Raw genomic sequence first — 23,383 nt, 5'->3', positions numbered from 1 at the left:
GGGCCCATGTCACAGCCGACCGAGCGGAACCGCCTTGACGGGGAGGCGAGTCCCTACCTCCGACAGCACGCCGACAACCCCGTCAACTGGCAGCCGTGGGGGGACGCGGCGTTCGAGCGCGCCCGCGAGCACGACGCGCCGGTGTTCGTTTCCATCGGCTACTCCTCGTGTCACTGGTGTCACGTCATGGCCGAGGAGAGCTTCGAGGACGAGTCGGTCGCGGCGGTCGTGAACGACTCGTTCGTCCCGATCAAGGTCGACCGCGAGGAGCGCCCGGACGTCGACAGCACGTTCATGACCGTCTCCCAGCTCGTCACCGGCGGGGGCGGGTGGCCGCTCTCGGCGTGGTGTACGCCCGAGGGGAAGCCGTTCTACGTCGGGACGTACTTCCCGCCCGAGCCGCGGCGGAACCAGCCCGGGTTCCGCGAGCTCTGCGAGCGCATCGCCGACTCGTGGAGCGACCCCGAGCAGCGCGAGGAGATGGAGCGGCGCGCCGACCAGTGGGCCGTGAGCGCGCGCGACGAGCTGGAGTCGGTGCCGACGCCGGAACCGCCGGCTTCGGAGGAGGGGGGTGCCTCGCCGCCCGGCGACGACCTGCTCGACACGGCCGCGGCGGCCGCGCTGCGCGGCTACGACGAGGAACACGGCGGCTTCGGGAGCGGCGGCGCGAAGTTCCCGATGCCGGGCCGGATCGACCTCCTGATGCGGGCGTACGCCGGCCGCGGCCGCGACGCGCTCCTGTCGGCCGCGACCGGAACCCTCGACGGGATGGCTGACGGGGGGATGTACGATCAGATCGGCGGCGGGTTCCACCGCTACGCGGTCGACCGCGAGTGGACCGTCCCCCACTTCGAGAAGATGCTGTACGACAACGCCGAACTACCGATGGTCTACCTCGACGGCTACCGGCTCACCGGCGACCCGAGGTACGCTCGCGTCGCGAGCGAGTCGCTAGCGTTCCTCGACCGCGAGCTGCGACACGAGGGCGGCGCCTTCTTCAGCACGCTCGACGCGCGGAGCCGACAGCCCGCGAGCCGCCGGGACGACGGGGATGCGAGCCGCGGAGACGGCGAGGGCGCGAGCGACGGCGAGGACGTGGAGGGCGCCTTCTACGTCTGGACGCCCGAGGAGGTGGACGCCGTCCTCGACGAGCCGGCGGCGTCGCTGGCGAAGGAGCGGTACGGGATCCGGCCCGGCGGGAACTTCGAGCGCGGCACGACGGTCCCGACGGTCGCGGCGTCGGTCGCGGAGCTGGCCGCGGACCGCGAGCAGTCGCCCGAGGCGGTCCGCGAGACGCTGACCGAGGCGCGCACGGCGCTGTTCGACGCCCGCGAGTCGCGACCGCGGCCCGCCCGCGACGAGAAGGTGCTAGCGGCGTGGAACGGGCGTGCGATCTCGGCGTTCGCGCGGGCCGGGGACACTCTCGGCGAGCCGTACGCCGAGAGCGCCCGCGAGGCACTCGACTTCTGCCGCGACCGGCTCTACGACCCCGACGCCGAGACCGGCGCGCTCGCCCGGCGCTGGCTCGACGGCGACGTGCGCGGGCCGGGGTACCTTGACGACTACGCGTTCCTCGCCCGCGGCGCGCTCGACACCTACGCCGCGACCGGCGACCCGGAGGCGCTCGGATTCGCCTTAGATCTGGCCGACGCGCTCGTCGCGGAGTTCTACGACGCGGACGACGATACGATATACTTCACGCGCGACCTCGACGGGGACGGGACCGGCGGGGCGGGAGAGCGCGCCGACGCGGGCCCGCTCATCGCCCGGCCGCAGGAGTTCACCGACCGGTCGACGCCGTCGAGCCTCGGCGTCGCGGGCGAGACGCTCGCGCTCCTCGACGGGTTCCGGACCGGCGGGGAGTTCCGGGAGATCGCCGAGCGCGTCGTGACGACCCACGCCGACCGGATCCGCGGCGGTCCGCTCGAACACGCCTCGCTCGTCCGGGCCGCGGACCTCGTCGAGACCGGGGGGATCGAGGTGACGGTCGCCGCCGACGAGGTGCCGGACGAGTGGCGCGAGACGCTCGGCGAGCGGTACCTGCCGGGCGCGCTCGTCGCGCCGCGCCCGGCCACGGACGCGGGGCTTGACGAGTGGCTCGACCGCCTCGACATGGTCGAGGCCCCGCCGATCTGGGCGGACCGGGACGCGACCGACGGCGAGCCGACCGCCTACGTCTGCGAGGGGTTCGCCTGCTCGCCGCCCCGGACCGACCTCGACGCGGCGCTCGCGTGGCTCGGCGGCGACGAGTGATCCGCGAACCGATCGGGAGCCGGAACCGTTTAGCCGTCTCGGGACGGTGATTACGGGCGTGTACGACTTCGTCGTCGTCGGAGCGGGGCCGGCCGGGTCGCGGTTCGCGCGCCGGGCCGCCGAGGCGGGACGCGAGGTCCTCCTGCTGGAGTCGGGGACCGTCGGCGAACCGCTGGCCTGCTCCGGCCACGTCTCGACGGACCTCTGGGAGTACGTCGACGACGGGGCGGTAGACCGGCTCCGGCAGAACCGAGTGTTCGGCGCGCGGTTCCACGTCGGCGGGCCGGAGTCGGCCCCCTATCCGTTCTACAAGCGGGAGCCCGTGTCGAACGTGATCGACCGGGTCGGCCTCGATCGGACCTTGGCGGACCTCGCCGAGGACGCGGGCGCGGACCTCCGGGAGGGCCACACCGTCGTCTCGGTCGACGAGCGCGGCGACCGCGTCGTCGTCGAGGCTAGCCTCGCGGACGGCGCCACCGAGCGCTTCGAGGCGCGCATGGTCGCCGGGTGCGACGGTCCGACCTCGCGGGTGCGCCGCGCGCTCGACCTCCCGGAGCCGGACGAACTGCTCCACGGCGTCCTCGCGTTCGACGACGCGGCGGACGCGGGCGACTACGTCGACGTCCACCTCACCGCGCCGACGTTCTTCGCGTGGCGGATCCCCCGCGGCGACGCCGGCGTCGAGTACGGGCTCGCGGCGCCGCCGAGCGAGGACGTGTCGGCGGGCTTCGACCGGCTCACGGACGCGTACGGCGCGACGACGGACCGTCGCTGCTCGGGCGCGATCCCCGTGGGACCGCCGGCGCGGACGACGAGCGACCGCGGCTTCCTGATCGGCGACGCCGCCGCGCAGACGAAGCCGTTCACCGGAGGCGGAATCTTATACGGGATGCGCGCGGCCGACGTCGCCGCGGCGGCGATCGACCCGCGCGACCCGGCGACGCTCGCCGACTACGAGTCGCAGTGGCGCGAGGAGCTGTCGACGGAGATCCGGCTCGGGAAGGCGATACGGCGGTGCTACTCGCTGCCGGAGCCGGTCCAGCGGGTCGGGCTGCGGGCGCTCTCGGGCGAGATCGGCGTCCACATGGACGAGCCGTCCTCGTTCTTCTCGCCGTCGAACCTCCGGGCGCTGTTCTCGCGGGCCGAGCCGCCCGAGGAAGGCCGCGTAGAGAGAGACGCGTGACGGCGGCCTCGAAGGGTCTCGCGACCTCGCAGCGCGGCGCTACTCCTCGACGACGTTCGCGAACGAGACGTTCTCCCGGACGCTCGTGATCTCGACGGTCGGCTCCTCGCCGGGCTCGGCGTCGGGGACGATGACGACGTAACCGCGTTCGATCTTCGCGATCCCGTCGCCCTTGTCGCCCAGCGTCTCGATCGTCACCTCGCGGACCTCTCCCTCCGAGACGGGCGGGTCGGGTTGGACGGCCCCGGCGGCCCCGCGAGAGGTGGGTCGATCGCCCCCGTCGGACGGGGGGCCGCTGGCGTCGGCGTCGGCGTCGGGAACGGACGACGCGGCCCCGTCGTCGGCCGCCGCCGACGGCTCGCCGTCGGAGCGGTCGAGGACGGCGATCCGGTACGTCTCGCCGACGCTGACGCTTCCGTGTTCGATCTCCGACGCGGGGACGGTGACGACGTAGTCGTCGCCGCGGGACTCGACCCGACCCGTGTACAGACACGCGAGAGAATCCGTGATTTCGACCATGCCCACCCGTTGCGCGCACGGGGATGAAAAGCCACCTGTTCAGGCGTCCCACGCCCGATGGTAAACGTTTACCCTGTTCCGAATAAATCGGGGGGTATGAGCCGGAACTACGAGTCGCTCCACGACCCGAACGCGGAGTACACGATGCGGGAGCTCTCCGCCGAGACGATGGGGACCACGGGGACGCGCGGCGGCGATCGCAACGTCGAGATCACGGACGTCCAGACGACGATGGTCGACGGGAACTTCCCGTGGACGCTCGTCCGCGTCTACACCGACGCGGGCGTGGTCGGCACCGGCGAAGCGTACTGGGGCGCCGGCGTCCCGGAGCTGATCGAGCGCATGAAGCCGTTCGTGATCGGCGAGAACCCGCTCGACATCGACCGCCTCTACGAGCACCTGATCCAGAAGATGTCCGGCGAGGGCTCCGTCGAGGGCGTCACGGTCACGGCCATCTCCGGCATCGAAGTCGCGCTCCACGACCTCGCCGGCAAGATTCTCGACGTGCCCGCCTACCAGCTGCTCGGGGGGAAGTACCGCGACGAGATGCGCGTCTACTGCGACTGTCACACCGAGGACGAGGCGGACCCCGAGGCCTGCGCCGACGAGGCCGAGCGCGTCGTCGACGAACTCGGCTACGACGCGCTGAAGTTCGACCTCGACGTCCCCTCGGGCCACGAGAAGGACCGCGCGAATCGCCACCTCCGCCCCGGCGAGATCCGCCACAAGGCGGAGATCGTCGAGAAGGTCACCGAGCGCGTGAAGGACAAGGCGGACGTCTCCTTCGACTGCCACTGGACGTTCTCGGGCGGCTCCGCGAAACGCCTCGCGGACGCCATCGAGGAGCACGACGTGTGGTGGCTCGAAGACCCCGTCCCGCCGGAGAACCTCGAAGTCCAGGAGGAGGTCACGAAGAACACGGTCACGCCGATCGCGGTCGGCGAAAACCGCTACCGCGTCACCGAGCTCCGCCGGCTCATCGAGAACCAGGCGGTCGACATCGTCGCGCCCGACCTGCCGAAGGTCGGCGGCATGCGCGAGACCCGCAAGATCGCCGACATCGCGAACCAGTACTACGTGCCGGTCGCGATGCACAACGTCGCCTCGCCGGTCGCGACGATGGCCGCGGCGCACGTCGGCGCCGCCATCCCGAACTCGCTCGCCATCGAGTACCACTCCTACGAGCTCGGCTGGTGGGAGGACCTCGTCGAGGAGAGTGTGATCGAGGACGGGTACATCGAGGTGCCGGAGGAGCCGGGCCTCGGCGTCACGCTCGACATGGACGCCGTCGAGGAGCACATGGTCGAGGGCGAGACGTTGTTCGACGAAGCGTAAGCCGAAGTCGAACTCGATAGGAGAGCGGAGCGAGCCTATCGGTGTTCGACGAAGCGTAGCTTCGTCGGGCGAGCGAATCTCCGATTCCCGTCGTTCGATCCGGCGTAAGCCGGGGCGAGCCAGCAGCGCGAAGCGCTGCGCTGTTTGACGAGGCGTAAGCCGAAATCAAACGAGGAAATAGCTACGTTTTCGAGGGTCGCCCTCTCGAGGGCGTGAGCGACCGCGTCAGGCGTCCGCGACGATCCGGTCGAGGGGGACCGGCTCCAGCCCGCGACGGTCGAGTTCCGTCTCGATCTCTTGTACCCGGGGATCGATCACGTCGGGCTCGTGGCTGTCGGTCCCGACGCTCACGTCGACGCCGGCGTCGACGAGGCGGTCGAGGAAGGCGGGGGCCGGGTGGAACTCGCCGTAGCCGTCGAGCAGCCGCCCGGCGTTGATCTCCGGGACGGTCCGCGAGTCGCGGAACGCCTCGGCGACCGCGGCGTAGTGGTCCTCGGTCGCGAACCCGCGGAGGTGGGGGTTGCGCTCGACCAAGTCCGGGTGCGCGGCGATCGCGAACAGCTCCGACTCGACCAGGGCGACCAGCTTCTCGAAGTACCGGTCGACGAGTTCGCGGCGCTCCGCCTCGGGCTTGTCGGCGAAGTGCGAGCGCGTGTGGACGTTGACGCCGTCGAGGTCGTGGACGCTGCCGACGGCGTAATCGAAGTCCGCCTCGTCGAGGAACTCGGCGATCGCGTCCGCGTGTTCGGGGTCGTAGTCCATCTCCGCCGCGTCGAACACGTCGACGTCGACGTCGTCGCGGACCGACTCGATCGCGTCGCGGCGCCGCTCGTAGGTCAGGTCGAGGTTGAACCCGAACGCGCGCTTGTGCTCCCGCGCGTTCGGCGCCGGCGAGACGTTACAGTGGTCTGCGAGCCCGATCCCGTCGAGCCCGGCGTCCGCGGCGGCCTCGACCATCCACCGGAGGAACGCCCCGTCCGAGTAGTTCGTGTGGGCGTGGTAGTCGTACACGACGGCAGTTCGTCTCGGGCGGACTCGAATGTTCGGGTCGCGTGCGAACGGCTGGCGTGCGGAGGCCCGTCAAGCGCGCGTCGCCCGACCGACGGGAGCGAAGCCAGCAATATAATCCGGGAAACGTGTTGAAAGTTCATTTAGATAATTTTTTGATACTTATGTGTGTCACATCAACCCATGGGTGCTACCGACAAGATAACATGTCGCGTCGTCGACGGCGATTCCCGGCCGCTGGCGGGGCGGATAGTCATCGGCGAACGGGGGGACGGCGACCGCATCGGCCACTGGATGACCGGGGACGACGGGAACTTCGTCCTCGAAGCGGACGGCGGCGCCGACCTCGACAAGGTCTCGTTCACCGTGCGGAACCCCGCGCGGGGCGGGACCGAGGAGCCGGTCCGACGGCGGCGGCGACCGGACGGGAGCGAGGCGGCGCTCCACCTCTCGGTGAACGCGCGCAGCGTCGCCCTCCACGGCGGGAGCGACCACCGCGGGATGAACGAGGCCGCGTGTACTGCCGCGGGCCCGGTCCGGAGCCACCGGTTCCACACGCAGTTCCCCGAGCTGGACCCGTACGACCGCGACGAGGAGTTACTCCGGACGCTCGGCGGCGCCGACGGCGAGGCGGGGGCGCCGATGATGGAGTCGCCCGACGACCCGGTCGGGGACGCCGAGACGCCGGCCGGCTACGGCATCTTCGGTCAGTTCGTCGACCACGACCTCACGTTCGACCCGACCTCCGACATCGACCGGCGCAACGACCCGGCCGCGCTGCGGAACTTCCGGACGCCGGCGCTCGACCTCGACTCGCTGTACCGGACGAACGCGGAGGCGGCGCCGTTCCTCTACGACCACGAGACGGACGAGCGAAAGCTTCTCACCGGCGACGCGGTCGCGCCGGACGCCGAGGACGGCGGCGGGCTCTCGGGGCTCCCGGGGACGGACCTCCAGCGGAACGAGCAGGGGATCGCGCTGATCGGCGACCCGCGGAACGACGAGAACGTCGTCGTCTCGCAGCTCGAGCTCGCCTTCGTGAACTTCCACAACCGCGTCGTCGACCACCTCCGCGGTCCCGGATCGTCGCTCGTCGAGGACGGCGAGTCCGTCCTTGAAGCCGCGCAGCGACTCGTCAGGTGGCACTACCAGTGGGTCGTGCGACGCGACTTCCTCCCCCGGATCTGCGACCGCTACGTCCTGGCCGACATCGAGGAGCGAGGCCGACAACACTTCGTGCCGCCGGGGCGCACGCCGGCGATCCCGGTCGAGTTCGGAGGCGCCGCGTACCGCTTCGGCCACAGCATGATCCGACACGCGTTCGACGTCAACGACGAGGTCGGCGAGGTGCCGCTGTTCCCGACCGGCCCCGGGGACGGGCGGAACCTCCGCGGCGGCCGACCGGTCCCGAGCGACCTCGTCGTCGACTGGTCGCGGCTGCTCGACACCGGCGACGGCGACTACCAGCCCTCGCGGAAGATCGAGCCCCTCCTCGCGCCGACGTTGTTCAACCTCCCGATCGCCGGGGACTCCTCGCTCGCCGTCCGGAACCTCCGGCGCGGGAAGGCGCTCGGCCTGGCCTCCGGACAGGACGTCGCCGCGCGGATGGGGTACGATCCGATCCGCAACGAGGCGTTCGGCGACGAATCGGCGATCATGGAGACGCTGCGGGCGCACGGTCGCGGCGCAGACCCCGACTCGCCGCTCTGGTACTACGTGCTCGCCGAGGCGGACTACCAGCAGGACGGCGAGCGACTCGGCGCGGTCGGCAGTCGGATCGTCGCCGAGACACTGATCGGGCTGATCGAGGCTGACGAGACCGCCTACCCCAACGCCGCGCCCGACGGCTGGGAGCCGAGCCTCCCGCAGCCGACGGCGACCGACGGGTACACGCTAGCGGACATCACGGCGTTCGCGGCCGAGGCGAACCCCGACGGACTGGTGATCGAGGCCGTCGACGCGGGCCCGGGGAGCGGCGGCGATGCGGGAGCTAACGGTGACGCCGGCGACGTGACCGGCGACGTGCTCGACGAGTCGGTGACCCTGCGGAACGCCGCGGCGGAGCCGATCGACCTGACCGGGTACGTCATCGACCTCGACGGCCAGCGCGACGACCTCCCGGACGCGACGCTCGGGCCCGACGAGACCCTGACGGTTCACGTCGGCGCCGGCGCGGACACGGCGACCGACCACTACCTCGGCCGCGACGTGCCCGCGCTCGACGACGAGGGCGAGGTCGTCACCGTGTACGCCCCCGACGGCGAGCGCACGACGAGGCGGCGGTACGTCGGTTAGGCGGCCGTACGTCGGCTAACGGGCAGTACCTCGGCGACGCGCCATCCCTCACCGCCGCTCGCCGACGAGCGCGTTCGCGGAGATGACGAGGAACGCGACCCCCGACATGCCGGCGATGACGGCGAACGACGCGCCCCAGCCGAACAGGTCCGCGACGAGCCCGACGCCGACCGAGCCGGCCGAGCCGATCACCGTGTAGACGGTCCGTATCAGGCCGAACCCGGCGCCTCGTTCCGCGTCGCCGAGGGCGTCCATGAATCGCGGGTCGATGGCGGAGAAGAAGCTCGACCCGAGCCCGGCGAGCAGCACGACGATCCCGAGCCCGCCGACCGTCGGTAGCGCCGGCAGCCCGACCGGGACCGGCAGCCGGACGAGGTCGGGGAGCGCCACCAGCCCTCCGAGGCCGAGCGCGCCGCTGAGGAGGGCCGCGGCGATGCTCGCGTCGCGGCCCAGCCGGTCGGAGAGCCGGCCGAGCCCGACCTGCGCGCCGGCGCGGACGACGAAGAACGCCGAGAAGACGCCGCCGGCGAACGCGGGGTCGTACCCCCGGAGCTCCACGAGGAACGTCGGCAGGAAAGAGATGACGCCCTGCGCGACGTACGTGCCGAGCGTGGCGACGACGAGCGGGACGAGCACCTCACGGCGCCCGACCAGTTCGAGCAGCGGGCCGACCTGGAGCCGCTCCGCCATCGGCTGGTCGGGGCGCCGCGGCTCGGTCGGCCGGACCCGCCGCGCGAACAGGAGGAAGATGGGAACCCCGACGACCGCGGCCAGCGCGACCCCGGGCCGCCAGCCGTAGCGGACGCCGACCCACGTCGCGGCGACCGGCGCCACGAGCCCGGCGAGCGGGCCGCCGAGCGAGTGGATCCCGACCGCGGTGCCGAGGTCGTCGAACGTCCGCGAGAGCAGCGTGGTCGCCACCGCGTAGTGGAGCCCCGCCACGAGCCCGAGGAGCACCGCCGCCAGCACAAACGCGGGGAAGACCGGTACGACGGCGAGCGCGAGGCTCATCGCGGTCGTGCCGCCGACGGCGACGAGGATCACCCGACGCTCGCCGAACCGGTCTGCGAGGATCCCGCTCGGGAACTGCGAGAGGCCGTAGGCGAACCACATCCCCGAGAGCGCCACCCCGACCGCCGTGTTCGAGACACCGAAGTCGTCGATGATGAGGGGGACGACTGGACTGATCGCCAGCCGCGCGAAGTACGTCACGAAGAACGCCAGCATACACAGCGTCAACACCGTGTGGCGGTACCGCCAGTTCATCCGACAGTCACGGGCGACTCATCGGGGCGGTCGGCCGTCAACACTTTCGGTTCCAGCAGGCCGTGAGCCGGTCGGGCGAGGTCAGCCCACGGCCCCCGGGTCGACCCGGCTCCCGACCCACAGGAGCGTGAGGAGGAGCCCGGCCACGGACGCCGGCATGAACCACCGGAACGCGGCGAGCAGTCCCGCCGAGGCCTGAAGGCCGATCACCGCCAGGAACGCGGGGCCGCAGCAGGCGACCCCGGAGAGGATCCCCGGAAGGCCCGCGGCGGCCCACGCGCCGGCGCCGATCCGACAGGCCGAGGGGCCGCGCCACGCAACGACCGAGACGGCGAGCGTGACGCCGACGAGCACCGCGAGCGCGAGCCCGAGGGCGGCGTTGACGGGAGCAAAGAGGTACTCGACCGGTCCCGCGGAGAGCAGCGCCACGGGCTCGTACTGGAACGGCGCGACGCGCCGGGTCGCGAGCGCGACCGGGTCAGCGGCGACGACGAGGTCGAACCGCGGGGTCCCGGCCGACTCGACCGCGCCGGCGCGCAGACCGAGGTGGCCGAGTCCGAGGTGGTAGGCAACGAGATAGGCGCCGGTGACGGCACCCGCGGTCGCCCGGCCGTCGCGCCGACCGAGGGCGGCGCGGACGGCGAACACCGTCCGGCGGACGAGTCCGGCGAGCCACGCGCGCGGCGACGCGGCCGGCGCGGCGGTCTCAGCCCCCATAGCCCGCCCGCGTGTGCTCCCCGACGAACGCGGTGTCCGGGTAGAAGCCGTACCAGGCGAACCACATCGCGTCGAACGCGAGCAGCCGTTCGAGCGGCAGGTCCGCAGCCTCGAACCCGCCCTCACCGTCGACTCGGTACTCGTCGCCGTCCGGTTCGACCGCGACCTCGTCAGGGTTCCGGTAGACGTACCCCGTCGAGAGGGCAGGGTCGGCGACGGCGATGACGGCGGGGCCGCCCTCGCCGACGGTCCCGGTCAGCACTCGCTCCGAGAGCAGCGTGGTCTTGTCGAAGGCGACCGCGCCCGTCGCGGTCCGCGCCCCGATGACGACGGACTTCGCGTGGCCGTCCTCGGGGGACGCGAGCGGCGGAAACCTGGTCCCGTCCCGCACGTAGTACCCGCTCAGCGGCGCGTAGCTCCCGTACGGGTCGCTGTCGTAGCGGCGGACGTAGCCGGTCTCCTCGGTCATGAGGGAAGCGTCGGGATGTCGCGTCGCCCACTCGCCGGCGGTCGTCCACACGACGCGGAACTCGTCGAGGGTCTCGTCGGCCATCGACCCGTCGACCCCGGTGGCGAGCATCTGCGGCCACCAGCTGTCGGTGGCGCGGTCGTACATGATCAGGTTCGAGTTCACGAGCCGGCCCGACACGCCGAACGTCGTGTCGCCGCGACGGAACCCCTGTGCCGTCCCGGTGAGCGGGCAGTAGGTGATCGCGACCGACTCGCCGCCGACCTCGTCGTTGACGATCTCGTGGTGCGAGAGGATGCGACGTGGATACGCCTTCGCCTCGCCGCCGCGGACGACGCCGAACACCGGCTCGTTGCCCGCCATATCCGCTTCCGCGATCGGCCGAAACGCGGGGTCGTCGACAGAAGGGATCCCGTCCTTGCCGACGCCGCCGTCGAGCGACTCGGAGACGAGGGTGTCGGCCTCGTACGCGAGGTGATAGCCGGCGTCGACGGTCGGCGGGGGAGCTCCGGCACCCGTGTCCTCAGCGCCTCCGGTGACGGAGTCCGTCGCTCGGCCCCCGAGGCAGCCGGTGAGGGACGCCCCGCCGACCGCCGCGATCCCGGCCAGCGCCGCGCGACGGGTTCGGTACATGTCGTCGTCTCCGGCTTCGAGCGTATAAAATCCGCAGCGCGGGTGTAATTCACACGCACAGCCGATCTCCGGCGGCAGTCCGATGCCCGACGAGGCGGGGTCGCTACTCGTGACCGCTCGACGATCGCTCCCGCAACCGGTCGGCGATCGCCGCGCCGGCGGTCCGCGGGTCGGCCTCCCGCACCGTCACCGGATCGCCGACGGCGACGGACCCCGGTTCGACCACGTCACAGCAGAGGCCGCCGCGGTTCCGGAGCGCCGACGCGAGGCCGTCCTCGCCGGCGAGCTCCTCGAGGTGCGCACACGGCGGTCTCCGTCGGGTCGGTCGCAGGAGGGCGTCGCCGACCGCGACGGTCGCGCCGAGGAGCGAGTCCATCTCCGCGCCGAACCCCTCGACGACCACGTTGCGACGGTGACGGCCGTCGCGCACGTCGATGCCGGTCGCCTCACGGACCGCGGTCAGCGCCTCCCCGGCGACGAGCGTGACCGCGCAGCCGTCGAGTTGGAAGTGGCCGTCGCCGCGGCGGTAGCGGTCCCCCTCCACGCCGTCGGGACGGACCTCGACCGCCTCGCGACGGACCGGCGGGGCGCCGCCCTCGGGGGCCGTCACGAGCGCAGTGACCGCGCCGGGGCCCGCGTCCGCATCGTTCGATTCGGGTCGCCGATCGGCCGGCATCAGGGCTCCCCGAGAAGCGTCGTGTCGTCCGGCTTCAGCCATTCGCGGTGCGCGTAGTAGAGCGCGGCGACCGGAGGCGCGGGGAGCGCGGCCAGCGCGTAGATCCACTTGAAGACGCCCAGGTCGGCGACGCGTCGCTCGGCGAGCGAGAGCGCGTCGAGCAGGATCGTTGCGGTCGCCAGCGGCGCGAGCAGGTAGCTGTGCGCGAAGGCGACGGCCGGTCCAACCGGGGTCGCAGGCGTCAGCAGCGCCCAGTCGACCGCGTACAGGACCGTCCACGCTCCGACGGTCGCCGCTATCGCGGCGAGCCACGGTCCGTCGAAGCGGCGGTCCGAGCCCCCCGTCGGACCGCCGTCGGCCGGGTCGCGGTCGGGCGGCTCCGTCTCCGATTCGGCGCGCGTGTTCACGCCAGATCTGGGCGCCGAACGCTAATCAACACCGGGGTCGACCGCCGCGGCGCGGTCACTCGCCGAAGGTCCCCGCCGTCAAGTACCGCTCGCCGCTGTCCCAGAAGACGGTGACGACGAGGGGTTCCTCGCCGACGAACGCGCCGCTCTCGCGCAGTTCGGCCGCGACGACCTTCGCCGCGAGGTTCGACGCGCCCGACGACTGGCCGACGAGGATCCCCTCCTCGCGAGCGAGCCTGCGGCACTCGGTCTCGGCGTCGCCGAGTTCGACCGTGTGGACCTCGTCGATCAGGTCCACTTCGAGGTTCGGCGAGACGAAGCCCGGCCCCATCCCCTGGAAGTCGTCGGCGCTCGGCTCCTCGCCCGAGAGGACGGCGTTGTCCGCGGGCTCGACGGCGTCGATCCGGACGTCCGGGAACGCCTCTCGGAGACGGCGGCCGATCCCGGTGATCGTCCCGCCGGTGCCGACCCCGGCGACCAGGGCGTCGACGGTGCGGTCGCCCACCTGATCGAGTATCTCCGGGCCGGTCGTCTCGTAGTGCGCGCGGGGGTTGGCGGAGTTCTCGAACTGGCGGAGCTGGACGGTGTTCGGCTCCGCCTCCAGCTCGTCGGCGCGGTCCTTCGCGTCGGAGATGTCGCCGTCGACGAGCTCGACGGTGGCGCCGTACGCCCGCATGAGTCGGCGGCGCTCGATCGATTTCCCTTCGGGCATCACGAGGGTGACGTCGTAGTCGCGCGCCGCGCCGACCATCGCGAGGCCGATGCCGGTGTTGCCCGACGTGGGCTCGACGATGCGGTCGCCCCGCTCGATCTCGCCCGCCTCCTCGGCGGCCTCGACCATGTACAGCGCGGGGCGGTCCTTCGCCGAGCCGCCCGGGTTGCGGGACTCGACCTTCGCCGCGACCGTCGTCCCCGCGGGCGCGTCGACCCGCACCAGCGGCGAGCCGAGCGTCGACAGGATGTCGTCGTCCATTACCCGAACCGAGGCGGTCGTGACCCAAAGGCCCCGCGGACTCCGGCAATCGATGTCGCCCGCGGCTGGGGCTTCGGGGGTGTCAGCAGTCGGTCTGTAGCCGAGGACAGAAATCAGGTGTGTCTGCGAACTCGACGAGGTGTCGTCGACGGACCCGAAGCGAATGTGCTCTTGCCACCGACGCGCCGTTTACGTGCCTCCGTGATCTATCGATCCCAATGACTCTCGAAACGCTCGCGCCCGCGGACGACCTCGACGCGGACGCGTTCGACGACTCGGTTCTCGACGCGCTCGCGGCGGACGACTACGTGTTCAAAGTGTGGGGCGGCGACTGGTGTATCGACTGCCAGCGACAGCTCCCCGAGTTCGGTGCCGCGCTCGCCGCCGCCGGCGTCCCGGACGACCGCATCGAGTCGTTCCCGGTGACGAAGGGCCCGGACGGGAAGGAGGGCGAACTCGTCGAGGCGTACGAGATCGGGCTTATCCCCACCGTCGTCGTCGAGTCGCCCGAGGGCGAGGAGGTCGCGCGGTTCGTCGAGGAGGAGGCCGTCTCCATCGCTGAGTACCTCGCGGACCGGCTCGCGGACGTCGAAGCGACGGCCTGAGCCGACGTTCGGGGCCGCGACACGGACTCAACCGTCTTCCGCGTTCACGTCGCCGGCGTAGTAGAGCGCGGCCATCACGACGCCCATCGTGACCGCCTGAACCGTCGTCGACGCCCCGAGAGCGACGCCGACCGCGAGCACCGACGCCGTCACCACGGCGCCGGTGAAGAGGGCGTAGCGCAGCCGCGAGAGGCCGCGCGCCCAGTCGTCGGCCCGGCGGTACAACTGTCGGGGACCAGCCATATTCCGTGGTCTCGCGCGCGGAGCAAGTACCTTCGGGTGGGCGCCTATCGCCGAGTCCGCGCGCCAGGGCGAGGCCGACCGCTCAAGTCGGTGCGGCGTCGACCCCGAGCATGGCACGCGTCACGGTCTGGAACGAGTACCGGCACGAGCGCGAGAGCGACGCAGTCGCCGAGGTGTACCCCGACGGCATCCACGCCGTCGTCGCCGACGCGCTCCGCGAGGGGGGCCACGAGGTCCGCACCGCGACCCTCGATGAGGGACCGGAGCACGGGCTCACTGAAGCGGTCTTGGACGACACCGACGTGCTCGTCTGGTGGGGCCACGCCGCTCACGACGAGGTGCGCGACGCGGTCGTCGACCGCGTCCACGAGCGCGTCCTCGACGGGATGGGCCTCCTCGTCCTCCACTCCGCCCACTACTCGAAGATATTCAGGCGGCTGATGGGGACCAGCTGCTCGCTGAAGTGGCGTGAGGCCGCCGAGCGCGAACGGCTCTGGGCGATCGAGCCGAGCCACCCGATCGCGGACGGGATCGGCGAGGCGATCGAACTCGACGAGACGGAGATGTACGGCGAGCGGTTCGACGTGCCGGCGCCGGACACGCTCGTCTTCACCTCCTGGTTCGAGGGCGGCGAGACGTTCCGCTCCGGCTGCTGTTACCGCCGCGGGAACGGGCGGGTGTTCTACTTCCGGCCCGGTCACGAGACGTACCCGATCTACTACGACGAGGACGTCCGACGGGTGCTCCGGAACGCGGTCGGCTGGGCGGAGCCTGGCGACGGGCCGACGCCCGAGTTCGGCAACGCGGACCCGAGAGAAGAGATCGACACGAGCGACGACCGGACCGTTCACTGAGGAGAATCGTCGAACGGACGCGTCGTCGAACGGGCACGTCGTCGAACGGACGCGTCGTCGAACGGACGCGTCGTCGGCCTGGCGCATCGTCGGGCGAGAACGCCGTCAGCCACCCGCTGTCAGGCCACGTCGCGCAGTCGCATGAACGCGTTCATCATGGCCGATTCGGCTTTCCTGAGGTGTTCGGACGCGGTGCTCGGCGAGGCGCCGATCCGCTCGGCGACATCCGAGACGGACGCCGCGCGCGGGGACTCGTAGTAGCCGCACTCGACGGCGGCCGCGACCGCGTCGAACTGCCGGTCGGTCAGTCCCGGGTCGAAGAGGTGCTGGCGCCAGTCGTACTCGCCGATGCGGAGGACCTCGCTTTCGATCCGCTCCGGGAGCGCGGCGAGGCCCTCCCGGAGCGGCTCGTGATCCCCGAGGATCGTCAGCCTCGCGACGCCGCTCGGACGGAAGTCGATCGGCGGGACCACGACGATGCCGGTCCGCCGGAGCGAGCCGAACATCGCGTCGTCGACGGCGTCGCGCCGTTGCGTGAGGAAGACGTAGTAGCCCGTCCCGTCGATCCGGGTGACCTCGAACTCCCGGATGCGGTCGACTGACCGCAGCGCGTCGACGTACACGTCGATGTCCCCTTCCACGTAGAACAGGAAGGTGTCGGCGGTCTCGTCGAAGAGGCTGCCGTGAAGGAGCACGTCCCGACCGATGGCGTCCGACTCGTCGACCAGTCGGTGCATCGGATGCATGAGTTCCGGCGGGTACCGGAGTTCGAGGCGCAGATACTTCACGGCGGACAATGACGACGGCGGTTTTATAAATATCCGTACTGAGCCGGCAGAAGCCTCGGGTCGTGCGCTCGCGTCTCTTCCGGTATGTCGACAGAGCTGCTGCGCGAGCGCGACGACGAGGAGACGGCGGACGCGTTTTCGTCCGTCCGCGGGCTGATCACGGGGCGTGAGAGCCACCTGAACGCCCCCGCGGCGAGGGTCCGACCCGACGCGGTTCAGGAGGCGCTCTCCACGCTGCGAGACGAGGCGGGGTACGACCACCTCGCCTGCGTCACGGCACAGGAGTACGAGAACCGGTACGAGTCGATCTACCACCTGCGCTCCTACGACGACCCGACCCGGGAGCTCAGCGTCGTGGTTCCCACCGACAAGGAGGACCCGGTCTCGGAGTCCGCCGCGTCCGTGTTCCGCACCGCGGACTGGCACGAGCGCGAGGCGTACGACCTCGTCGGGATCGAGTACGACGACCACCCGGACCTCCGCCGGATCCTGCTCCCCGAGACGTGGCAGGGGCACCCCCTGTCGATGGACTACGATAAGGATCAGCCGCAGATCGCCGCCCTCTCCGAGAACGAGCCGATCGAACCCGGGTCGTCGACCGCGACCGGCAGCGACACCATGCTGCTCAACATCGGGCCGCACCACCCCGCGACCCACGGCGTCTTACACCTCCAGGTCACCCTCGACGGCGAAACGGTCGTCGGCGTGGAGCCCGACATCGGCTACATCCACCGCTGCGAGGAGCAGATGGCGCAGTCCGGGACGTACCGTCACCAGATCATGCCGTACCCCGACCGCTGGGACTGGGGCGGCGCGGGGCTGCTCAACGAGTGGGCGTACGCCCGGGTCGCCGAGGACCTCGCCGACATCGAGGTGCCAGAGTACGCGCACGTCGTCCGCACCATGGCCGCGGAGTTCAGCCGGATCCTCTCGCACATGCTGGCGATGGGCGCGTACGCGCTCGACGTGATCGGCGACTTCACGGCGACGTTCATGTACGCCATACAGGAGCGCGAGCGCGTTCAGGACATCGTCGAGGACCTGACGGGCCAGCGGCTGATGTTCAACTACTTCCGGCTCGGCGGCGTCGCGTGGGACCTCCCCGAACCCCGTGAGGAGTTCCTGCGGAGCGTCCGCGAGTACCTCGACGGCCTCCCACGCCGAATCGAGGAGTACCACGACCTTCTGACCCGGAACGAGATCCTCCAGCTCCGCACAGTGGACACGGGAACCCTCCCGCCGGAGGTCGCGAAGAGCTACGGCGCGACCGGCCCCGTCGTCCGCGGCTCGGGGGTCGACTACGACCTCCGCCGCGACGACCCGTACGGCTACTACGACGAGCTCGACTGGGATGTGGTGACCGAAGACGGCTGCGACAACTACAGCCGCCTGCTCGTCCGGATGGGCGAAGTCGAGGAGTCCGCGAAGATCATCGAGCAGTGCGTCGACCTGCTCGAAGACTGGCCCGAGGACGAGCGGACCGTTCAGGCGAACGTCCCGCGGACGATCCGGCCGGCCGACGACACGGAGATCTACCGGGCCGTCGAGGGCGCCAAGGGCGAACTCGGCATCTACATCCGCGCCGACGGCACCGACAAGCCCGCCCGGTTCAAGATCCGCGGGCCCTCGTTCTCGAACCTCCAGACGCTGCCGGAGATGGCCGAGGGGGAGTCGATACCGGACCTGATCGCCGCGCTCGGCAGTCTCGACACCATCATGGGAGAAGTCGACCGCTGAGGCGGCGCGGCGAGCCGGCGGCTCATCGGTGTAGGACGACCGCCGCTACGGCGCGGACGTTGAAAGGCGATCGCCTCGCGCGAACGCGAGACGACCGGTTGTGTCGCACGCCGGCGGCCGGTCGAGTAGCAGTCGACCGCGGGCGTATTTAAACCCTCGTCCACGGAGTCGCGAGCGGACGGCCGACGCGCCCGGTCACTCCGGCCGGTGGACCTCGCCGTCGCGCGAGTCGGCGTCCTTCCGACGGACCGCGGCGGCCGCGTTGTTCGCGTCGTAGCCGAAGAACACGTCCTTCGCGTACGTCTCGGCGACCTCAGTCGCGTGGATCAGGTCGTCGACGTCGACCTCGACCGCGTACAGTTCCAGCGAGAACGGCGTCTCCGGCGGCGCGCCGTGGAGGGAGTAGTCGCCGCCGAGCATCGAGCGGAACCCCCGCGCGATGGTCTCCAGCCAGTAGGTCGTCGCGTACTCGGTGTCGTACAGCGGGACGACGAACTCGTCGACGTGGGCGGCGAGGCGGTCGACATCGAGGCCGGCCCGCTCGTAGAGGTGGTCGGGGTACGGGTCGGGGTACAGCGTCAGCAGGAGCCGGCCGGGGACCAGATCGGCCGCCTCGGCGACGAAGTCGGTTATCACGTCCGCGCGCCAGTCGGCGAACTCCTCGCGATCGCTCTCGGCGAACAGACGCTCACAGCGGTCGCAGTGACAGAACCCCTCGCGGGGGAACCCCACGTCGTCGAGGCGCACGTCCTCGTTCTCGGCGGCGCAGTCCGCGATGATCTCCAAGAGTCCCTCGCGGTACTCCGGGTGTGTCGGGCAGATGTACGCCCAGTCGAAGTAGTCGCGGTCGCGGGTCGCCGGCTCGCCGCGCTCGTCGACCGGGACGAGGTCGTCGTCCTCGCTCGCGGCCGCGTTGTCGCCGAAGCACGACACCATGTTCACGGCGTCCGGCAGGGGCTCGGCCGCCCGCCCCGTGACGTCTTTCACCTCGTAGAAGCCGAGGTCGAACGGCTCCATCGCGACCTCGTCGGCGTTGCGCGTGACGACCCCGTACATGGAGTCACATACGTGACTGGTCGGTAAAAGCGGACGGTATCGGGGTGGTCGATCGGGGAGGCGAGTCGACGCGGAGTCTAATTCGACGTGCCGTGCGGCGAGTGGTGTGACGAGCGCGGCGTCTCGCGGTTACTCCACTTCGACCGGCTGTTTGTCGCCGGCGAACAGGAAGTACGCGAGCGCGACGAGCGACAGGACGAGGACGAGCTTGGCTTTCTTGCTCATACCTGCCGGTTGGAACGGTGGGCGCTAAAACCTACCGGACCGAGAACAGGTTGCCCCGAATAGGTCGGAACAAGACAGGTCGCCCCGAGTAGGACGGACCGAAAACAGGCTGCCCCGAGCGGAGCGACCCGCGGCGCCGGCCGTCTCAGACGTCGATGTGATCGGCGATGTCGGACCGCAGGATCGTCGCGCAGTAGTCGCAGCGCACGCCGTCGGCGACCACGTCGAACCGCGTCTCGACCGGCTCGCCGGCGTTGGTGATACAGTTGCGGTTCGGACAGGAGAGCACGCCGGTGACGCCGTCGGGACGGGTGACCCGGTTCTTCTCGACGACCTCGAAGTCGCGGACGATGTTGATCGTCGCCTCGGGCGCGATGAGCGAGAGCACGTCGACCTCCGACTGCGACAGCTCCCGGTCCTCGACCTTCACGATGTCCTTGCGGCCGAGCCGGTCGGAGGGGACGTTCATCCCGACGGAGACGCCCAACCCCTCGGAGCCGTCGATGCCTAAGATTGCGAGGACGTTCAGCGCCTGGCCCCCCTCGACGTGGTCGATAACGGTGCCGTCGCGGATCTTCGAGACGCGCAGCTCGTGATCGCTCATCGACCCACCTCCGTCCCCTCGTCGCCGTCGGGGTTCGCGTTCTCCAACAGGGTGTCGAGCAGCGCCATCCGCACCGGGATCCCGTTGTGCGCCTGCTCGAAGTAGCGGGCGTGGTCGGTCTCGTCGACGTCGGGCGCGATCTCGTCGACGCGCGGGAGCGGATGCATCACGGTGAGGTCGTCGGGGGCGTCCGCCAGCGTCTCGGCATCGATCTGGTACTCACCCGCGACGCGGTGGTACTCGTTCTCGTCCGGGAACCGTTCCTTCTGGATCCGGGTGACGTACAGCACGTCGAGCTCGTCGAGGACGGGTTCGAGATCGTCGTGTTCGCGGATCTGCGCGCCCGTCTCGTGGAGGTCGAAGCGCACGGAGCGCGGGAGCCGCAGCGACTCGGGGCTGATGAAGTGCTGGTTGGCGTCGAACTCCGTCAGCGCGGCCGCAAGCGAGTGGACCGTCCGGCCGTACTTCAGGTCGCCCATGACCCCGATCGTGAGGTCGTCGAGCCCGTGGTCCTCGCGGATCGTGTGGAGGTCGAGGAGCGTCTGGGAGGGGTGTTGTCCGGCGCCGTCGCCCGCGTTGACGACCGGCACGTCGACGCGCTCCCCGGCGAGCGTCGCGGCACCCTCGCTGGGGTGGCGGAGGACGAGGGCGTCCGCGTACCCCTCGATGACGCGGACGGTGTCGGACAGCGACTCCCCCTTCGAGACGGACGAGGAGTCGACGTCGCCCATGTCGATGGTGTTCATCCCGAGGCGCTTGGCCGCGCTGTCGAAGCTCATCCGGGTCCGCGTGCTCGGCTCGAAGAAGCAGAGCGCGAGCACGCGGCCGGCGTGCCGGTCCGCGTAGGCGGCGGGGTCGTCGGCGACCGCCCGGGCCCGGTCGAGTACGGCCTCGATGTCATCCCGCGAGAGCTGGGTCGCGGTGATGAGGTGGTCCTGTCGCATCGTCAGAGATGGGTGTCGGCAGTATCTTGAATCCCTCGGCTCGGGGCGCAGCGCGGGTGTTCACGGACGTGCGTACCCGCTCGGGTCGCCGTTTCGATATCCGCAACGCGCCCCGAACCGGTCCGGGATCGGCGCGACAGAGTCGAAGACTCGCCGCCGTGCCGGCCCCTCGCCGCCGTACATAAGCCGCCGCGGACCGAAGCGGATCGCATGGCAGACAACGACCCGGCCGACCTGCTCCCGAACGACCGCGTGAAGCAGGCGGCCCTCGACGGCGAGGTGACGCAGCTCCACCGCGGGAACCGATACGGCGAAGAGGGCGACACCTTCGAGATCGACGGCGTCGCCTTCGAACTGGTCGAGGTGACCGAGCGCACGCTCGGCGACATGACCGACGAGGACGCGAAGCGCGAGGGGTCGCCATCGCTGTCGGCGTACAAGGAGCGAATGGTCCGCGCCCACGGCGGGAACTTCGAGTGGGACGACGACGCCGACGTGGTCAGACACCGGTTCGAGCGTGCCGAGTAGGACCGGAGATGATGAGGTAGTTCAGTCGTCGTCCGCGGCCGCGCCGTCGCCCGCTGCGGTCGCCGCGTCGTCCTCGATGCTCGGCGGGTACTTCCCGCGGTCAAGCTTCAGATCGGACTGCGGGCGGGCCATACAGGTGAGCGCGTACCGCTCGGCCTCCTCGTCGGAGAGGCCGCGAGCCGCGGGCTGTGTCACCTCGCCCTCGACGATCTCGGCGGAGCAGGCGAGACACATCCCGACGCGGCAGGAGTACTCCTGAGCGATCCCCTCCTCGAAGCAGGCGCTGAGGATCGTCTCCGTGTCGGCCACCTCGATCGTCTCGTCGGTGCCGACGAACTCGACGGTGTACTCTGTCATGGCGCGGAGTACCCGCCGACCGGTCAAAAAGGGTTCCCTCTATCCCGTCGCCGGCGCGGGGACGGAAGCGAGCGCTCGGTCGCTACGCGGCGGCGTCCGAGCGCTCGTTCCGCCTGTCCCGAACGGTCCGCGCCACGACTAACACGCCGACGGCGACGAGGAAGTCTCGACCGATCGATCCGAACACGTCGACCCACAGGCGCAGGATCTGCGGGTCGGCCGCGAAGGTCCCCGACCACAGCAGGGTCCTGAGCGAGTGGGGAGCGACTCCGACGTACTGTCCCGCGAGCCCGCCGATGAGCGCGCCCGCGAAGAGCGCGAGTAGCGACCGGCCGGTCAGTGGAATCCGCGAGCCGGGAGCGATAAGCGCGTAGAACGCGACGAACAGAAGCCCCGGCACCACGAGGTAGGTTCCGGCGACGTCGACCACGAGGTCGAGCGGCGTTCGGGCGGTCACCGGCTGTCCCTCCCGTATCGCGTACTGGCGGGACCGAGTCACGGCTTCGAGGAACACCACTCCCGCCGTGACGGCGGCGAGGGCGTACGGCTTCGCTCGCGGCCGGCGGAGGAGCGCGTCGCGGCGGACCATGTCGGGCCCTGCGTCGCATCTCAGTAATATCTTGTTCCGACAACGGTCGCGCACCGCCTCCCACCTATCGCAACGACTAATCCCCCGCCGGACGCTTCCCGAGACATGACCGGCAAGGCCACCGCGCGAGCCCACCCGATCCAGGGGCTCGTCAAGTATCACGGGATGCGCGACGAGGAACTGCGGCTCCCGTACCACGACAGCATCAGCCTCTGTACCGCGCCGACCGCCACGACGACCACCGTCGAGTGGCAGCCGGACGCGAGCGAGGACGCGTACGTCATCGGCGGTGAGGCGGTCGACGGCCGCGCGGCCGAGCGCATCGACATGGTCGTCGACCACGTCCGCGACCTGGCCGGCGTCGACGCCGCCGTCCGACTGGAGAGCGAGAACTCCTTCCCGTCGAACATCGGGTTCGGCTCCTCCTCGTCGGGCTTCGCGGCCGCCGCACTCGCCCTCGTGGAGGCCGCGGGCCTCGACATGTCTCTCCCGGAGGTCTCGACGGTCGCCCGCCGCGGCTCCTCCTCTGCCGCCCGCTCGGTGACGGGCGCGTACTCGCGGCTCGACGCCGGGCTCAACGACGAGGACTGTCGCTCCTCCCGGCTCGACGTGGGGGTGAGCGAGGACGGCTTCGACCCCGAGGAGGACCTCCGAATCGTCGCCGCACACGTCCCCGCGTACAAGGAGACGGAGGAGGCCCACCGCGAGGCCGCCGCGAGCCACATGATGCAGGCGCGGACCGCGCACGTCCAAGACCAGCTAGTCGAGATGACCGACGCGCTCCGCACGGGCGACTTCGACCGGATCTTCGAGACGGCGGAGCACGACTCGCTGTCCCTGACGGCCACGACGATGACCGGCCCCGCGGGATGGGTGTACTGGCAGCCCGAGACGATCGCCGTGTTCAACGCGGTGCGCGAACTCCGCGAGTCGGGCGTCCCCGTCTACTTCTCGACCGACACCGGGGCCTCGGTGTACGTGAACACGCTCGCGGACCACGTCGACGAGGTCGAGGGCCGGATCGCCGAGATCGGCGTCGACACCGACGTCTGGGAGGTCGGCGGTCCGGCGCGCGTCCTCGACGAGAGCGAGGCGCTGTTCTGAGGGGCGGGACGGGCG

At 70.8% G+C, this 23,383-nt stretch carries 24 protein-coding genes; 9 read left to right on the top strand and 15 right to left on the bottom strand.

All coding sequences use genetic code 11. The annotated features are described in order from the left end of the window. Positions 1 to 6: 6 nt before the first annotated feature. Both EXE51_RS13160 and EXE51_RS13155 read left to right on the top strand, forming a co-directional pair. Positions 7 to 2,253: a thioredoxin domain-containing protein gene (locus EXE51_RS13160; protein ID WP_137692822.1), complete on the top strand. Its 2,247-nt coding sequence runs from the start codon at positions 7 to 9 to the stop codon at positions 2,251 to 2,253. Positions 2,254 to 2,311: 58 nt separating this feature from the next. Then, positions 2,312 to 3,436, top strand: a complete 1,125-nt coding sequence (locus EXE51_RS13155; protein ID WP_049929442.1) for a geranylgeranyl reductase family protein — start codon at positions 2,312 to 2,314, stop codon at positions 3,434 to 3,436. A 39-nt stretch (positions 3,437 to 3,475) separates the two neighbouring features. Here the strand turns inward: EXE51_RS13155 and EXE51_RS13150 are convergent, their stop codons facing one another. Beyond that, on the bottom strand, positions 3,476 to 3,955 hold the full coding sequence (locus EXE51_RS13150) for a TRAM domain-containing protein (RefSeq protein WP_049929441.1): 480 nt from the start codon (positions 3,953 to 3,955) through the stop codon (positions 3,476 to 3,478). Positions 3,956 to 4,051: 96 nt separating this feature from the next. Here EXE51_RS13150 and EXE51_RS13145 point away from each other — a divergent pair, with 96 nt between their 5' ends. After that, the gene (locus tag EXE51_RS13145; protein WP_137692821.1) at positions 4,052 to 5,290 is read left to right on the top strand and encodes a mandelate racemase/muconate lactonizing enzyme family protein; all 1,239 of its coding nucleotides are present in this window, start codon (positions 4,052 to 4,054) and stop codon (positions 5,288 to 5,290) included. A gap of 225 nt (positions 5,291 to 5,515) precedes the next feature. Here EXE51_RS13145 and EXE51_RS13140 read toward each other — a convergent pair whose 3' ends face one another. After that, positions 5,516 to 6,301, bottom strand: coding sequence for a PHP domain-containing protein (locus EXE51_RS13140; protein ID WP_049929439.1), 786 nt, complete (start codon positions 6,299 to 6,301; stop codon positions 5,516 to 5,518). Positions 6,302 to 6,481: 180 nt separating this feature from the next. Here EXE51_RS13140 and EXE51_RS13135 point away from each other — a divergent pair, with 180 nt between their 5' ends. Next, the gene (locus EXE51_RS13135; protein ID WP_137692820.1) at positions 6,482 to 8,593 is read left to right on the top strand and encodes a peroxidase family protein; all 2,112 of its coding nucleotides are present in this window, start codon (positions 6,482 to 6,484) and stop codon (positions 8,591 to 8,593) included. 48 nt (positions 8,594 to 8,641) lie between these two features. On the opposite strand, the gene EXE51_RS13130 is transcribed toward EXE51_RS13135, so the two are convergent. From EXE51_RS13130 to EXE51_RS13105, 6 genes are all read right to left on the bottom strand, one after another. Continuing rightward, a complete protein-coding gene (locus EXE51_RS13130; protein WP_049929436.1) occupies positions 8,642 to 9,859 on the bottom strand; it encodes an MFS transporter in 1,218 nt (405 codons plus the stop codon). 81 nt (positions 9,860 to 9,940) lie between these two features. Then, the gene (locus EXE51_RS13125; protein WP_137692819.1) at positions 9,941 to 10,576 is read right to left on the bottom strand and encodes a hypothetical protein; all 636 of its coding nucleotides are present in this window, start codon (positions 10,574 to 10,576) and stop codon (positions 9,941 to 9,943) included. Then, complete coding sequence (locus EXE51_RS13120) at positions 10,566 to 11,678, bottom strand: DUF3179 domain-containing protein (RefSeq protein ID WP_086216713.1); 1,113 nt, start codon at positions 11,676 to 11,678, stop codon at positions 10,566 to 10,568. Before EXE51_RS13120 ends, EXE51_RS13125 begins: the two co-directional genes overlap by 11 nt. Before the next feature lie 103 nt (positions 11,679 to 11,781). Further along, entirely contained in the window at positions 11,782 to 12,354 is a 573-nt protein-coding gene (locus tag EXE51_RS13115) for an MOSC domain-containing protein (protein WP_137692818.1), read from the bottom strand. Further along, positions 12,354 to 12,761: a hypothetical protein gene (locus EXE51_RS13110; protein ID WP_086216715.1), complete on the bottom strand. Its 408-nt coding sequence runs from the start codon at positions 12,759 to 12,761 to the stop codon at positions 12,354 to 12,356. The genes EXE51_RS13115 and EXE51_RS13110 overlap by 1 nt, the downstream gene beginning before the upstream one ends. Positions 12,762 to 12,816: 55 nt before the next feature. After that, positions 12,817 to 13,734: a PLP-dependent cysteine synthase family protein gene (locus EXE51_RS13105; RefSeq protein WP_094553228.1), complete on the bottom strand. Its 918-nt coding sequence runs from the start codon at positions 13,732 to 13,734 to the stop codon at positions 12,817 to 12,819. Positions 13,735 to 13,952: 218 nt separating this feature from the next. Here EXE51_RS13105 and EXE51_RS13100 point away from each other — a divergent pair, with 218 nt between their 5' ends. Further along, positions 13,953 to 14,339, top strand: coding sequence for a thioredoxin (locus tag EXE51_RS13100; RefSeq protein WP_049929430.1), 387 nt, complete (start codon positions 13,953 to 13,955; stop codon positions 14,337 to 14,339). A 27-nt stretch (positions 14,340 to 14,366) separates the two neighbouring features. Here EXE51_RS13100 and EXE51_RS13095 read toward each other — a convergent pair whose 3' ends face one another. Further along, positions 14,367 to 14,582 carry a hypothetical protein gene (locus tag EXE51_RS13095; RefSeq protein WP_049929429.1) on the bottom strand — a complete coding sequence of 72 codons (216 nt, stop codon included), beginning with the start codon at positions 14,580 to 14,582 and terminating at the stop codon, positions 14,367 to 14,369. 110 nt (positions 14,583 to 14,692) lie between these two features. Between EXE51_RS13095 and EXE51_RS13090 the strand changes: the two genes are divergently transcribed. Next, positions 14,693 to 15,436, top strand: coding sequence for a ThuA domain-containing protein (locus EXE51_RS13090; RefSeq protein ID WP_049929428.1), 744 nt, complete (start codon positions 14,693 to 14,695; stop codon positions 15,434 to 15,436). A gap of 119 nt (positions 15,437 to 15,555) precedes the next feature. Here the strand turns inward: EXE51_RS13090 and EXE51_RS13085 are convergent, their stop codons facing one another. Next, positions 15,556 to 16,224 (bottom strand): helix-turn-helix domain-containing protein, encoded by a 669-nt coding sequence (locus EXE51_RS13085; RefSeq protein ID WP_086216718.1) that lies wholly within the window; start codon positions 16,222 to 16,224, stop codon positions 15,556 to 15,558. An 84-nt stretch (positions 16,225 to 16,308) separates the two neighbouring features. Here EXE51_RS13085 and EXE51_RS13080 point away from each other — a divergent pair, with 84 nt between their 5' ends. Further along, positions 16,309 to 17,961, top strand: a complete 1,653-nt coding sequence (locus tag EXE51_RS13080; RefSeq protein ID WP_049929426.1) for an NADH-quinone oxidoreductase subunit D — start codon at positions 16,309 to 16,311, stop codon at positions 17,959 to 17,961. A 195-nt stretch (positions 17,962 to 18,156) separates the two neighbouring features. On the opposite strand, the gene EXE51_RS13075 is transcribed toward EXE51_RS13080, so the two are convergent. The 3 genes from EXE51_RS13075 to pyrB all read right to left on the bottom strand — a co-directional run bounded on the left by EXE51_RS13075 (position 18,157) and on the right by pyrB (position 20,790). Continuing rightward, on the bottom strand, positions 18,157 to 19,017 hold the full coding sequence (locus tag EXE51_RS13075) for a hypothetical protein (RefSeq protein ID WP_094494224.1): 861 nt from the start codon (positions 19,015 to 19,017) through the stop codon (positions 18,157 to 18,159). A 370-nt stretch (positions 19,018 to 19,387) separates the two neighbouring features. Continuing rightward, the gene (gene pyrI, locus EXE51_RS13070; RefSeq protein WP_049929424.1) at positions 19,388 to 19,846 is read right to left on the bottom strand and encodes an aspartate carbamoyltransferase regulatory subunit; all 459 of its coding nucleotides are present in this window, start codon (positions 19,844 to 19,846) and stop codon (positions 19,388 to 19,390) included. Then, positions 19,843 to 20,790, bottom strand: coding sequence for an aspartate carbamoyltransferase (pyrB, locus tag EXE51_RS13065; RefSeq protein ID WP_086216721.1), 948 nt, complete (start codon positions 20,788 to 20,790; stop codon positions 19,843 to 19,845). The genes pyrI and pyrB overlap by 4 nt, the downstream gene beginning before the upstream one ends. Before the next feature lie 210 nt (positions 20,791 to 21,000). Here pyrB and EXE51_RS13060 point away from each other — a divergent pair, with 210 nt between their 5' ends. After that, the gene (locus EXE51_RS13060; protein WP_049929422.1) at positions 21,001 to 21,318 is read left to right on the top strand and encodes an ASCH domain-containing protein; all 318 of its coding nucleotides are present in this window, start codon (positions 21,001 to 21,003) and stop codon (positions 21,316 to 21,318) included. Positions 21,319 to 21,339: 21 nt separating this feature from the next. Here EXE51_RS13060 and EXE51_RS13055 read toward each other — a convergent pair whose 3' ends face one another. Together EXE51_RS13055 and EXE51_RS13050 are read right to left on the bottom strand one after the other, a co-directional pair. Then, positions 21,340 to 21,675, bottom strand: coding sequence for a 2Fe-2S iron-sulfur cluster-binding protein (locus EXE51_RS13055; RefSeq protein WP_049929421.1), 336 nt, complete (start codon positions 21,673 to 21,675; stop codon positions 21,340 to 21,342). An 82-nt stretch (positions 21,676 to 21,757) separates the two neighbouring features. Continuing rightward, positions 21,758 to 22,264 carry a hypothetical protein gene (locus tag EXE51_RS13050; protein ID WP_089307587.1) on the bottom strand — a complete coding sequence of 169 codons (507 nt, stop codon included), beginning with the start codon at positions 22,262 to 22,264 and terminating at the stop codon, positions 21,758 to 21,760. A gap of 105 nt (positions 22,265 to 22,369) precedes the next feature. Here EXE51_RS13050 and mvaD point away from each other — a divergent pair, with 105 nt between their 5' ends. Next, the gene (mvaD, locus tag EXE51_RS13045) at positions 22,370 to 23,368 is read left to right on the top strand and encodes a phosphomevalonate decarboxylase MvaD (protein ID WP_049929418.1); all 999 of its coding nucleotides are present in this window, start codon (positions 22,370 to 22,372) and stop codon (positions 23,366 to 23,368) included. Positions 23,369 to 23,383: the final 15 nt, after the last annotated feature.

The organism is Halorubrum sp. CGM5_25_10-8B (assembly GCF_005435095.1).
Taxonomy (GTDB): domain Archaea; phylum Halobacteriota; class Halobacteria; order Halobacteriales; family Haloferacaceae; genus Halorubrum; species Halorubrum ezzemoulense.
Note: the sequence above shows the minus strand (reverse complement) of the source record. Positions and strands in the feature narration are given on the sequence as shown.